This is a genomic window from Streptomyces sp. NPDC093984 (assembly GCF_044764595.1).
Lineage (GTDB): Bacteria > Actinomycetota > Actinomycetes > Streptomycetales > Streptomycetaceae > Streptomyces > Streptomyces cynarae.
The window spans coordinates 15,763-28,923 of sequence record NZ_JBIWIM010000013.1 but is presented as its reverse complement, the minus strand read 5'-3'; the positions used below and the strand labels follow the sequence as shown (position 1 = coordinate 28,923).

Here is a 13,161-nt window from a genome sequence, read left to right as displayed (position 1 = left end):
GCGGCGGGGGCCGTCAGGCGGACATGAGCCCCCGCCCGAGCCAGTCCGAGGAGTCCTTCACACCGGGCAGGGCGAAGAAGTAGCCGCCGCCGGTCGGGGAGATGTAGTCCACGAGGGGCTCGTCGATCAGCCGGGTCTGGGTGGCCTCGAACTGGCGCTGGACGTCCTGCTGGTAGCAGCAGAACACGAGCCCCATGTCGAGGTTGCCGACGTTGTCGACACCGCGGTCGTAGTTGTAACCGCGGCGCAGGATGCGGGAGTCGTCGGTTTTCGCGGTGCGGGGGTTGGCGAGCCGTATGTGGGCGTCGAGCGGGATCGCCGTGCCCTGCGGGTCCTTGGCGTAGTTGGGGACGTCGGTCTCCTGGGCGCCGTCCAGCGGGGCGCCGGTGTCCTTGCGGCGGCCGAACATCTTCTCCTGCTCGGTCAGCGAGACCCGGTCCCAGAACTCCACGAGCATCCGGATGATGCGGATGACCTGGTAGCTGCCGCCGCTCGCCCAGGCGGGCTCGCCCTGTCCCTCGTCGACCCAGACGAGACGGTCCATCTCCCGGGAGGAGGTGACGTCGGGGTTGGCTATGCCGTCCTTGAAGCCGAGCAGGTTGCGCTGGGCGCCGCTCGGGCGGGGCGTGTTCTGGAAGCCGTCGACGCGCCACTTGATCTGCATGGCGCCGCGGGTGTGCCGGGCGATGTCGCGCAGCGCGTGCAGCACGGTGTCCTGCCGGTTGGCGCAGATCTGCAGCGACAGGTCGCCGTGGCACTCGGCCGGCTGCAGGCTGTCGTTGGGGAACGTGCGCATGGGGGTGAGACGGCGCGGTTTGGCCTTGGCGAGGCCGTAGCGGTCGTCGAACAGGGAGGCACCGACCCCTACGGTGACGGTGAGCGCGTCGGCGGGGACCTCGGGGCCGAGGATGCCGTTGTCGGAGGGCGGCGCACCCACGCCGAGGTCCTCCGGGGTGCCGCCGGAGGTGAGGAAGCGGGCCCGCTCGGTGATCGTCCGCAGCAGGTCGGTGAGGCCCTTGCGGTCCTCGGCTATGACGTTGAAGGAGACGAAGGTGGCGGCGGCCGGGGCGGGGGTGGTGATGCCCGCCTGGTGGGCGCCGTGGAAGGGGACCTTCGTGGCATTCGCGTCGTCCGCCGCGTGCGCCTCGCCGGCGCCGGCCTGGCTGAGGGCGAGGCCGCCGCCGGCCAGGACCGCGCCCGCGGCCCCTGCGCCCAGGGCCGTCTTCACGAAGGTGCGGCGACCGTGACCGGCGGGGCAGCCGCCCTGGGGGGCGGGCGTTTCGGCGGACGGCATGGAGCGGTTCCCTTCGGCGTGTGCGTTCTCGGCTTCGGCGCGGGTGTTCGCGGCGCGCTCTTGGCCCATCAGGCGGGCTTCCGGATCTCGAGCAGGTCCGGGATGGGGGCGAGGTCCTCGAGGAGTTGTCCGGTGGCCCCGTTCAGCCGGTCACGGGCTGTCTCGTCGAGCCGGTCGACGGGGGTCCAGGAGTCGCCGTGGTGGGCGGCGTCGAGCAGCTTCTGCACCCGGGCGATGTCCGCGTCCACGGTGGGCAGCAGCTTCGGGGCGCGGGGGGTCAGCAGCGGCTTGAGGACGGTGAGGAGCTCACGAGTCCCGGCCAGGTTGGCGTCCGCGGTGGCCAGTTCGGTGCCGCTGCCCTGGTCGGTGTGGCCGGTGAGCTCGAACTGGAGGGTGTTCTCCAGGATCTCGTGGGCACGCAGGGGCAGGTCGCCCGGGTCGAAGGTCTGGGTGGGGAACGCCTTCCGCAGTCCCGCGGCATCGTCGGCGAGCTGCTGGGCGGGGGCCTTGAGCCGGTCCGCGGACTGCCCGTGCCACAGCCCGTACTCCAGGCGGTGGAAGCCGGTGAAGTCCTTGTCGTTCACCCCGCCGGGCAGGCCGTCGGGGCGGCCGTTGATCTTCTGGTCGAAGTCCTCGAAGGTGCCGTAGGCGGCACCGAGCGAGGAGTAGGTGCGGTGGGCGGTCAGCCAGTCGGCGCGGGCCGTGTCGAGGTGGCCCGCGGAGATGTCGTCGCTGAGCTTGCGGGTCTGGGTGACGAGGGTGGCCAGGCCCTGTTCGACGTACGTCCGATACGCGGCCAGGGGCGCGGCGAGGTCCTTCTCGGAGACGGGGACGACGGCCTTGGCGCCGGCGCCGCCGCTCACGCGGACCGCCTTGGAGGTGACGGCCTTGCCGCCGGTGGGCACGCAGCGCCAGGCGTAGCTGCCGCCCGCGACGGTGGCGACGAGGTCGCGCGTGGTGCCGGGGGCGAGGCCCTCGATCTCGCCGTACACCGCGTTGGTGGCCGGGTCGACCAGGTACACCTCGGAGGTCTTGTCGCCGGTGTTGTGCATCTGGAAGGTCTGCCGGCCGGGCTGGGGCGCGGTGAAGCCCTTGCCGCACTCGCTCTCGGAGACGGCGACGGTCTGGGTGCCGGCGGGCTTGGAGCCGCTGACGGCGACGATCAGCCCGGCCACGACGGAGGGGACGGCGACGACGGCGACGGGGACGGCCCAGACGGGGCGGCGGCGGACCGGGGTGGCGGACGGTGTGCGCGGTGCCTTGTCGGCGGGCCTCGGCTGGTCCTCCTGCGCCTTCACGTCCTCCTTCGCCTTCGCTGCGGGCTTCGCCCGGTCGGGCGCCGCGGGCTTCGCCCGGGTGGCCGTGGCCCCGGCCCCGCGCACGCCGCGTACGAACAGCGTCATGACGACGGCGAGGTATCCGGCGTAGGCGACGACCTGCAGCCACGTCATCGTCGGCGTCAGGTTGAACACGCCCTGGATCAGGGTGCTGTACCAGGAACCGGCGTCGACGCTGCCGCCGAGGTCCACAGCGTAGGCGGTGCCGCCGGGCAGGACCCCGGCCTCCTGGAGATCGCGCAGGCCGTAGCCCAGCACCCCGGCGGCTATCACGATGAGGACGGCGCCGGTCGCGGTGAAGAACCTGGTCAGGTTGATCTTCAGGACGCGGCGGTACAGACCCCAGCACAGGCCGGCCGCGAGGACGAGGCCGATGCCGGCGCCCGCCATCGGACCCGCCGACTCCCCGGCCGCGCGCGCCGTGGTCCACAGGAACAGGGCCGTCTCCAGGCCCTCGCGGCCCACCGCGAGGAACGAGGTGAGGATCAGCATGCCGGCGCCCATCGCGAGCGCGCCGGTGACCTTCTCCTTGATCTCGCCGGAGAGACTGCGGGCCGAGCGGCGCATCCAGAAGACCATCGCGGTGACGAACGCGACGGCGATCACGCTGAGGGTGCCGCCGAACGCCTCCTGGGCGGTCGCGGACAGGGACGCCGCGGTGAACGTCAGCACCGCGCCGAAGCTCATCGCGAGCGCGATCGCGGCGAGGACGCCGGTCCACACCTGGGGCAGCCGGGACTTCGCACCCGCTCTCACGAGGGTCGCGACGAGGATGGAGACGATGAGTCCGGCTTCGAGCCCTTCCCTCAGTCCGATGAGAAAGCTCGGAAACGCGTCATCCCACATGCGGCCCTCCCCGGCATGCCCCCCGCCGTCGGTCGTGCAGGTTAGCGAAGGCATGCCTTACCAGTGCCGAACCATCATGACGACAGCCGTGTCGCCAATTACCCATGGGACGGCAATGGGACGGCAAAAGGACCGACGTGGGGGCGGCCCTGAACCGACGTGACGAGGGCCGACGGGTCACTCGTACGCAGCCCGTGTGATCTTTCGCACGAGCCGGGGGTGGGGGATGCTTGCCCGTGAGGTCCTGACCCACCACGGACGGAGCCCGTATGACGACGGACAGCGGTACCGAGGTCGAGGTGAGGCCCGTCGCGGGCCGCATCGGCGCCGAGATCACCGGGGTCGACCTGGCCGGCGACCTGCCGGACGCGGCGGTCTCCGCGATCAGGTCGGCCGTGCTGCGCTGGAAGGTGGTGTTCTTCCGGGACCAGAAACTGGACCACACGGCGCACGTCGCGCTCGCCCGGCGGTTCGGCGAGCCCGTCCTCCCGGGCAGGCGCGGCAGCGCCTCACCGCGGGACTTCCCGGAGGTGGAGACCACGGCCGACCGGCTGGAACTGGGCGGGCGCTACGGCATGGACCACGACGAGTGGCTGCGGCGCAGGCGCCACTCGCTGTTGCGGGGCTGGCACTGCGACCACGGCGCCCGCGTCGATCCGCCCGCCGCGACCATCCTGCGCGCCGAGAGCGTGCCCCCGTACGGCGGGGACACCCAGTGGTCCAACCTCGCCGCCGCCTACGCGGGTCTGTCGGAGCCCGTCCGGCGTTTCGTCGACGGCCTGCGCGCCGAGCACCGGCTCGGTGTCGGATACCAGCCTCGGCCCGGCGACGACGCCTACCTGCGTCATCTGCTGGACCACCAGGTGGCCACGGAGCATCCACTGGTGCGGGTGCACCCGGAGACGGGCGAACGGATCCTGTTCGTCAACGGCTACTACGTCGAGCAGATCCTCGGCCTGTCACGCGCGGAGAGCGCGCACATCCTGCAGATGCTCCTGGAGCAGGCCACGCGCCCGGAGTACACGGTCCGTTTCCGCTGGGAAGCCGGCAGCGTGGCCTTCTGGGACAACCGGGCCACCGTCCATCTGGCCCCGAGCGACCTCGTCACCCCCGAGCATCCCCGGATCATGCACCGCGTGATGCTCGCCGGGGACGTCCCCGTCGGCCCGGACGGCCGGCCCTCGTCCCCGATCACCGGTACGGAACCCGGCCGCTGGTGACGCGACGGCACCGGGACACTCACCCGGCACGCCGACACTCGCCGAGGACCGCCCCGGACACGGCGCGGCGATACCCGACGAAGACCCGCCCCGGACACGGCGCGGCGATACCCGGCGAGGACGCGCCCCGGACACGGCGCGGCGACACCCGGCGAGGACGTTCCCGCGTACGGCGCGGCGGGTCCCCGCAGGCCTTCTCCCTCCGCCGCTATCCGCGGTCCGCCCTCGCGTAGTCCTGTGCCATGGGACCCGCGAAGTCCAGGACCACGACGGGCTCGTCGCCCTCGACCCACGCGTCGTGCCCGGCCGAGCACACGAAGACGTCGCCGGGTCCGAGCTCCTCCTCGGCCCCGTCGTCCATGCGGATGTGCATCCGTCCCCGGACGACATAGCCGTTGTGGTGGAACTGGCAGCTCTGTGTGCCGGCGATCGGGGCGACGGACTCCGACCAGCGCCAGCCGGGCTCGAAGGTCCCGACCGCGAAGTCGAGTCCGGTCAGATGGACGGCCTCCAGGTGGCCCCGGGGGAAATCACGCCGCTCGTCGGGCTTGTCGGCTGCCTTCACCTCGAGCATGACCGCTCCCTCCGCAGTGAACGGCTCCCACCACTTCATCGTCCGCCCGTCCACCCGGCACCGCCAGAGCGGGACCGGCGGGTTCGTCGCCGTTTCCGGCACGTCCGGCGGCAACCTGGGCTACATTCGAGCACCGCCGATGCCGCGACCATCGGCGGTCAAGCGGGAAAGCCTCGGGGGGCGGCGCATGCGCGACTTTGGGAACGCCCGTCGGGCCGCCCCGGACCCGGTCTCAGGGCCCGTGATGACAGGCGGACTCACCGACAGCGTCTTCGACACGGCGAGCCGGAGCCCCGGGCTCCCCCTGGTGGCACGCCGCGGCGACGACGGATCCTGGATCCCCATGACGGCGGCCGGGCTACGGGACGAAGTGGTCGGTCTGGCGAGGGGACTCGTCGCCTCCGGCATCCGCCCCGGCAACCGCGTGGCCATCATGGCGCGCACCCGCTACGAGTGGACTCTGTTCAGCTGCGCGCTGTGGGCGGTCGGCGCGGAGGTGGTGCCGGTCTACCCGACGTCCTCGCACGAACAGGTCGAGTGGATCCTGAGGGACGCGGGCTGCGTCGCCGTGGTCGTGGAGGACGAGCAGGGCGTGATGACCGTGGGGTCGGTGTGCGGCTCACTGCCCCGGCTGCGCCACGTCTGGCAACTGGACGTGGGCGCGCTGGACGACCTCGTGGCGCGCGGTCGCCCGGTCCCGGCCACGACCGTCGACTCGCTGCGCCGCATCGTGCTGCCGGACTCGACCGCGATCGTCGCCTACACCTCCGGCACCAGCGGCCACCCCCGCGGGTGCGCGCTCAGCCACCGCAACCTGGCGAGCCCCTGCGACACTCTGCTGGCCGGCTGGGGGCACACCGCGGCACCGCCCGGTGAGCAGCCCTCCATCCTCGTCTTCCTGCCCTTCTCGCATGTGTACGGGCTGATGCTCCAGGAGCTGTGTCTGCGCGGCGGCATCCTCATGGGCCACGAACCCGAGCTGACCGCTGAGGCCCTGGCCTCGTCGTTGCTGACGTTCCGGCCCACGTACCTGTACGCGGTGCCGTACGTCTTCGAGAAGCTGTACAAGAAATTCCTCCAAACCGCCCAGCAGGCGGGCCGGGGCGCCCTGTTCGAGCGGGCCGTCCGCACCGCGCAGGACTACGCGCTCGCGGCCGAGCGGCAGCGGCTGGGCACCGGGCCCGGCCCCGGCTTCGACCTGAGACTGCAGCACGCCCTCTACGACAAGACCGTGTACCGCAAGCTGCGCGCCGCGCTGGGCGGGCGGGTGTGCGGGGCGGTGAGCGGGGGATCGCCGCTGAACCGCGAACTCGCCCTGTTCTACGCGGGCATCGGCATCCTCGTCCACGACGGGTACGGGCTCACCGAGACGAGCGGAGGCATCACCGCACAGCCGGTCGGGCGGGAGAAGTCAGGCACCGTGGGGCGCCCGCTTCCGGGTGTCGACGTACGGGTGGCCGAGGACGGGGAGATCCTGGTGCGCGGCCCGTCGGTGTTCCAGGGGTATGTAGGCGACGACCACGGCACCCGCACGGCGCTGCGCGACGGCTGGCTCGCCACGGGCGACATCGGGCGGCTGGACTCCGAGGGCTATCTGTCCATCACGGGCCGCAAGAAGGACATCATCGTCACGAGCGGCGGCAAGAGCGTGGCCCCGGCGGCGCTGGAGGAGCGCCTGCGGGTGCATCCGCTCATTCACCAGGCGGTCGTCGTGGGCGACAACCGGCCCTGCGTCGGCGCCCTGATCACCCTGGACCCGGAGTTCGTCGCGCACTGGCGCGGCGCCCTGTTCACGCGCGGGGACACCCCGGGCCGGGACGCCCGGGAGGAGAACGCGCTGCGGCAGGAGATCGCGCGGGCCGTGGCCGCGGCCAACAGCACGGTGTCGCGGTCCGAGTCGATCCGGGTCTTCCGGGTGCTGCCGGAGCCGTTCGACGTCACGAACGGGCTGCTGACGCCGTCGATGAAGCTGCGCCGGGACGCCATCGCCCGCCGGTACGCGGTCGAGATCGACGCGATGTACCAGTCGGCGTCACGCGTTCCACGGGAGCGGCGGCCGGAGGAACCGCCCACGTGGGACGACTCCGACGACGTGTTCCGGCGCGTGCGGTGACCGCTTCCCGGGCCGCCGGCCCGCCGGGATGCGGGCGCACGGTGGGGCGGCGCATGCTGACTGTGGTACGGACCCGACGGGCGGGGACGAGGGCGGACCGATGCGAGGGAGCATCGACGACACGGGCAGCGCGCTCGGGACGCCGGCCACGGTGCTGACCGGCGCGGTGGTGGACGCGCTGCGTGCCGTGGGCGGTCTGGCGTGCGGCGTGTACCTGCGCTCCGGCACGCCGGGTGTGCTGCGCCTGGCCGTGCTCTCCGGACTGCCCTCGAAACTCTTCCGACCGTGGTCGCGGCTGCACCAGGACCGGCCGTTCCCCGTCGCGGACGCCTACCGGCTGGGCGTGCCGGTGGTGCTCGCCGACGCCACGGAGACGATGCGGCGCTATCCGCAGCTGTCCGCCGGGCTGCCGTTCCGCTTCGGCTCGGTGTACGTGCCCGTGCGGGCCGGTGCCACTACGTACGGTGTGCTGACGGTGCTGCGGCCCCCGGCGCCGTCCGCGACCGAGGCGATGCCCGACCGGGGCCGGCTGACGGCCATAGCGGACCGGCTGGGTCACACCCTGGCCACCCTGGAGGAGGGCGGGGATCCGGTGGTGTGGGACGGGCCGTCGCTGTGTGTACGGCCCCCCGCGGCCGGCCGGCCGCGGGGCCGCATCGGGCACTTCGTGTGGGACCCGGCCGACGGGACGGTCACCACGGACGACACCTTCCGGGGGCTGGCCGCGGGCTCCGCGGACGAGGTCGTCCGGTCGCCGGAGGCGCTCGCCCGGGCCGTCTCCCCCGACGACGCGCACCTGGTGCTGTCCGCGCTGCGCGAGACGGCCGCCGGCGGCTCGCCGGCGCGGCCGTTGCGGGTGCGGGCCGAGGACGGTGGCGAGCGGCTGCTGGAGTTCTGGACGGAGGGGCCGGAGCACGGGAAGCACCGGGTGGGCGGTCTCGTCATCGATCCGGGACCCGGCCCGGCGGCGGAGGGCGCCACGGACCTGCTCCCGGACGGGGTCTTCGCGTTCGACCGGCTGGGCCTGATCACCTACATCAACCCGCGGGCCGCCTGCCTGCTGGGGCGGCCGTCGGCGGAACTGGTCGGCCGGCCGCTGCTGGAGGCCGTGCCGTGGCTGGACCGGCCCGCTTACGAGGACCATCTGCGGGCGGCCCTGCTGTCGTCGGAGCCGGTGCACTTCCAGGTCGAGCGCCCCACGAGCGGGCCGCACGGAGAGCGGGACGGCGACTGGCTCACGCTGTCCGTCTATCCCGGCCCCGACGTGGTGACCTGCCGGGTGGTGCCGCTCGGGCACACGGCGGAGGCGGCCTCGGTGGAGGAGACCGCGGCGACGACCGCCGCGGGGACGCTGGGCGCGCAGGGTGCGCTGGCCCCGGTGTACCGCCCCATCGTGCTCGCGATCGCGCTGTCCGAGGCGCTGACGGCCCGTCAGGTGTCCGAGGTGGTGATGCGGGAGCTGCTGCCCGCGTTCGGGGGCCGCCATCTCGCCATCTACCTGCTGCACGAGCGGCGTCTGTATCTGGCCTGGGAGTCCGGCTTCCCGCCGAGGTTCCTCGACCAGTTCGAGGGGGTCGGGCTGGATGCCAGGCTGCCGGGCGTGGAGACGCTCACCACCGGCCGCCCGCTGTTCTTCGAGTCCATGCAGCAGCTTGAGGCGACCTACCCGGGCATCCCGCTGGACGCCCACGTGGGCTCGCGGGCCTACCTGCCACTGATCGCCTCCGGCCGGCCGGTCGGCTCGTGCATCCTCGGCTTCGAGCGGCCGCGGACCTTCAGCTCCGAGGAGCGCACGGTGCTCACCGCGCTCGCCGGGCTGATCGCGCAGGCCCTGGAGCGGGCCCGCCGCTACGACTCCGAGGCGGCCCTGGCCCGGGGTCTGCAGGAGGCCCTGCTGCCGCAGCGGCTGTCCACGCACCCCCGGGTGGAGACCGCGGGCCGCTATCTGCCGGGCACGCAGGGCATGGACGTGGGCGGCGACTGGTACGACGTGGTGGAGGCCGGGGACGGTCTCGCCCTGGTCATCGGCGATGTGCAGGGGCACGGGGTGCAGGCGGCGGCCACCATGGGGCAACTGCGCAGTGCGGTACGGGCGTTCGCGCTGGGCGACCATTCTCCGGACCAGGTGATGAGCGGGACGAACCGGTTGCTCATCGGACTCGACCCGGGGCAGTTCGCGAGCTGCTGCTACATCCGTCTCGACCCGGTCACGGGGGCGGCGCGGGCCGCGCGGGCCGGGCATCCGCAGCCGCTGCTGGGCCATCCGGACGGGCGTACGGATGTGCTGGACCTGCCCGGTGGGGTCGTGCTCGGGGTGGACCCGGAGGCCCGGTATCCGGTGACGTGGCTGCGGCTGGAACCGGGGGCTGTGCTGGCGCTGTACACGGACGGGCTGGTCGAGCGGCCGGGGGCGGACATCGACGAGGGGGTCGGTGAACTGCGTGCGGCGCTGTCGCAGGAGTGGGAGTCGTCCCACCGGCGGGCGGGGCTCACCCTGGCGGAGCTCGCGGACCGGCTCACGGACCGGGCGCGGCGCGCGGCGGACCGGCCGGACGACATCGCGCTGCTGCTGGCGGCGCGGCGGGGTGGGGGCGACGGTGCGTCGTCAGGCTTCGGCGCGTCGTAGCCTCCGGCGCGTAGCTGAGCCGCCGCCGCACCTTCCCGTCCAAGATCCGGGCCGGCTGTTGACTCCGGTGCCGTGCCGGTGCGGTGATGCTCCTTGGTACGTCGGCCGACCGTGAGGCGAGGACAGTTCATCGATGGCTCTGCAGATCAGCGCGACCAATCCGGAGCACCCCGCGCTCCTGCTCGAACTGCCGTGGCAGCTGCCCCTGGAGGAGTGGCCGGAGCACTACCTCGTGCCGCTGCCCCGCGGTATCTCCCGGCACGTGGTGCGCTACGCACGCGCCGGAACGGAGGTGGTGGCCGTCAAGGAGCTCGCCGAGCGGCCCGCGGTGCGCGAGTTCGAGCTGCTGCGGGACCTCGACCGGCTCGGCATCCCGGCGGTGGACCCGCTCGCCGTGGTCACCGGCCGTACCGGCAAGGACGGCGAGCCCCTCGAACCGGTGCTGATCACCCGGCATCTGCGCGGCTCGATGCCGTACCGCTCGATGTTCGAGACGACCATGCGGCCCGCGACCATGCACCGGCTGATGGACGCGCTGGCCGTGCTGCTGGTCCGGCTGCATCTGGCGGGGTTCGCGTGGGGGGACTGCTCGCTGTCCAACACCCTGTTCCGGCGCGACGCGGGCGCCTACGCCGCGTACCTGGTGGACGCCGAGACCGGCGATCTGCACCCCCGGCTGAGCCCGGGGCAGCGGGAGTACGACCTCGATCTGGCGCGCGTCAACATCAGCGGTGAGCTGCTGGACCTGGAGGCTTCCGGGGCACTGCACCCGTCGGTCGATCCGATCGAGTTCGGCATGGAGATCTGCCAGCGGTACTCCGGTCTGTGGGACGAGCTGACCCGCACCTCCGTGTACCCGGCGGGCAAGTACCACTACATCGACCGCCGTGTCCGCCGCCTGAACGACCTCGGGTTCGACGTGGCGGAGATGCAGATCTCGCACTCCTCCAACGGCGACACCGTCACCTTCGTGCCGAAGGTCGTCGACGCCGGGCACCATCAGCGGCAGCTGCTCCGGCTGACCGGCCTCGATGCCGAGGAGAACCAGGCGCGGCGGCTGCTGAACGACCTGGAGAGCTGGATGGCCACCCAGGACGACTACGCGCCCGGCGACCCTCTCGCCGCCCGGCCCGAGGTGCTCGCCCACCGCTGGGTGCGGGACGTGTTCCGGCCCACCGTGCGCGCGGTGCCGCCGGAGCTGCGGGGGGCGATGGATCCGGCTGAGCTGTACCACGAGCTGCTGGAACACCGGTGGTATCTGTCGGAGCGGGCCCAGCACGACATCGGTCTGGACACCGCCGTGAAGGACTATGTGGACAACATCCTGCCCAAGGTCCGCGAGACGCTGGCCGATCCGCAGGAAGAGGACGAGGCGCCGGCCGATCCGCAGGAAGAGGAAGACGGTCCCGTTCGGCCCTCCTGAGCGACCCGCCGACCGGCGTTGCGATGATGATCGCAAGGCCCGGCCGGGGTCGTCGCCGGCCGGACGTCGACAGGCAGGAGAACCACACATGACCGCCATCCGTGGAACGTCCGTGGACATCCCCACCGAGGACGGCACGGCGGACGCGTACCTCGCCCACCCGGACGACCACAGCCCCCGCCCCGCGGTCCTGCTCTACATGGACGCCTTCGGACTGCGCCCGTCCCTGAAGAAGATGGCCGACCGCCTCGCCGGGCACGGCTACACGGTGCTGGTGCCCAACGTCTTCTACCGCCACGGCCGGGCGCCCGTCGTCGAGCTGCCCGACTTCATCGACACGGACGCACGTCCGGAGCTTTTCCAGAAGGTCATGCCGCTCATCCGGTCGGTGACGCCCGAGCGGGCCGAGCGTGACGCCGACGCCTATCTGCGCCGGCTCGCCGACTGCCCGCAGGCCGCCGACGGCCCGGTCGGTGTCACCGGCTACTGCATGGGCGCCCGGCTGGCCCTGCGCACCGCCGGGACGCATCCGGAGCGGGTCGCCGCCGTGGCCGGCTTCCACGGCGGGCAACTGGCGACCGACAAGCCGGACAGCCCCCATCTGCTGGCCGACCGCATCACCGCGGAGGCGTACTTCGGACACGCCGACCAGGACCACTCCCTGCCGCCCGAGCAGATCGAGCGGCTGGAGAAGGCGCTCACCGACGCGGGTGTGCGCCACCGCTGCGAGGTCTACCCGGGCGCCCCGCACGGCTACACCCAGGAGGACACCTCCAGCTACCACGCCGAGGCGGCGGAACGGCACTGGCGGGAGCTGCTGGCCCTCTTCGACCGCGCCCTGTGAGTCAGAGCCCGTGTCAGGCGGGCGGTACGACCGCCACCGGGCAGGGCGCGTGGTGCAGCAGCGCGTGCGCCACCGATCCGATGCGGGGCCCGACGGCCCGGGTGGCACGGCGTCCCGCCACCACGAGCTGGGCGTCGCCGGCCGCGGAGAGCAGCACCTGGGCGGCGCTGCCCATCTCCACGTGCTCGGTCACCGGCACCTCGGGGTAGCGCTCCCGCCAGGGGCGCAGCGCCTCGTCGAGCGCCTTCCTCTCGAACTGTTCCAGCCCACCGGCCTCGTCGAGCAGCTTCAGCGAGCCGGGGCTGTAGGCGAACACGGGCGGCAGGCTCCAGGCCCGTACGACGCGGACGGCCGCGCCCCGGGCGGCGGCCGTCTCGAACGCGAAGGCGAGCGCGGGCGCGCTGTCGTCCGGCGCTCCGTGCTGTCCCACGACGATGTCGCGGCCCGCCGCCTCCGCGGTGGGCCGGTCGCCGGCGCGGACCAGCACCACGGGCCGGGTGGACTCGGCGATCACCTGCTGGCCGACGGAGCCGATCAGGAACCCGACGACCGCGCCGTGCCCGCGTGAGCCCAGCACCAGCAGTTCGGCCGTGGCCGCCTCGGCGACCAGCGACTCGACGGGCGCGCCCTGGAGCGCCTCGGCGGTCACGGTCAGCTCCGGGTGCCGCTCGGTGAGCGTGCCCCGGGCCGCGTCCACGACCTCCCGGGCCCACCGGGCGTGGGCTTCCTCGTCGGCCGCCAGGGCGACGTCCAGGGCCTGCCACTGCCAGGCGTGCACGATCCTCAACGGCAGGCCCCGGCGCACGGCCTCCCGGCCCGCCCAGGCCGCCGCGGCGACGCTCTCCGGCGATCCATCCACTCCCACGGTGATCGGGCGGGTCATG

9 protein-coding genes are annotated in these 13,161 nt (G+C 73.0%); 5 read left to right on the top strand and 4 right to left on the bottom strand.

Features of this window, described 5'->3' with window-relative positions; translation table 11 throughout:
* Positions 1–13: 13 nt before the first annotated feature.
* Positions 14–1,294, bottom strand: a complete 1,281-nt coding sequence (efeB, locus tag ACIRC0_RS32965; RefSeq protein WP_403623630.1) for an iron uptake transporter deferrochelatase/peroxidase subunit — start codon at positions 1,292–1,294, stop codon at positions 14–16.
* Between the two features lie 68 nt (positions 1,295–1,362).
* The gene (gene efeU / locus ACIRC0_RS32960) at positions 1,363–3,477 is read right to left on the bottom strand and encodes an iron uptake transporter permease EfeU (RefSeq protein ID WP_403623627.1); all 2,115 of its coding nucleotides are present in this window, start codon (positions 3,475–3,477) and stop codon (positions 1,363–1,365) included.
* A 269-nt stretch (positions 3,478–3,746) separates the two neighbouring features.
* On the opposite strand from efeU, the gene ACIRC0_RS32955 reads away from it, so the two are divergent.
* On the top strand, positions 3,747–4,697 hold the full coding sequence (locus ACIRC0_RS32955) for a TauD/TfdA dioxygenase family protein (RefSeq protein WP_403623624.1): 951 nt from the start codon (positions 3,747–3,749) through the stop codon (positions 4,695–4,697).
* A gap of 208 nt (positions 4,698–4,905) precedes the next feature.
* Here ACIRC0_RS32955 and ACIRC0_RS32950 read toward each other — a convergent pair whose 3' ends face one another.
* Positions 4,906–5,271 carry a cupin domain-containing protein gene (locus tag ACIRC0_RS32950; protein WP_403623621.1) on the bottom strand — a complete coding sequence of 122 codons (366 nt, stop codon included), beginning with the start codon at positions 5,269–5,271 and terminating at the stop codon, positions 4,906–4,908.
* Between the two features lie 187 nt (positions 5,272–5,458).
* Here ACIRC0_RS32950 and ACIRC0_RS32945 point away from each other — a divergent pair, with 187 nt between their 5' ends.
* The 4 genes from ACIRC0_RS32945 (at position 5,459) to ACIRC0_RS32930 (ending at position 12,277) form a co-directional block, all read left to right on the top strand.
* Positions 5,459–7,384, top strand: coding sequence for an AMP-dependent synthetase/ligase (locus ACIRC0_RS32945; RefSeq protein WP_403623952.1), 1,926 nt, complete (start codon positions 5,459–5,461; stop codon positions 7,382–7,384).
* A 100-nt stretch (positions 7,385–7,484) separates the two neighbouring features.
* Positions 7,485–10,010 carry a SpoIIE family protein phosphatase gene (locus tag ACIRC0_RS32940; RefSeq protein WP_403623618.1) on the top strand — a complete coding sequence of 842 codons (2,526 nt, stop codon included), beginning with the start codon at positions 7,485–7,487 and terminating at the stop codon, positions 10,008–10,010.
* A 133-nt stretch (positions 10,011–10,143) separates the two neighbouring features.
* On the top strand, positions 10,144–11,433 hold the full coding sequence (locus ACIRC0_RS32935) for a DUF4032 domain-containing protein (RefSeq protein ID WP_403623615.1): 1,290 nt from the start codon (positions 10,144–10,146) through the stop codon (positions 11,431–11,433).
* An 88-nt stretch (positions 11,434–11,521) separates the two neighbouring features.
* Entirely contained in the window at positions 11,522–12,277 is a 756-nt protein-coding gene (locus ACIRC0_RS32930) for a dienelactone hydrolase family protein (protein ID WP_403623612.1), read from the top strand.
* A gap of 13 nt (positions 12,278–12,290) precedes the next feature.
* Here the strand turns inward: ACIRC0_RS32930 and ACIRC0_RS32925 are convergent, their stop codons facing one another.
* The gene (locus ACIRC0_RS32925) at positions 12,291–13,160 is read right to left on the bottom strand and encodes a universal stress protein (RefSeq protein ID WP_403623609.1); all 870 of its coding nucleotides are present in this window, start codon (positions 13,158–13,160) and stop codon (positions 12,291–12,293) included.
* Position 13,161: the final 1 nt, after the last annotated feature.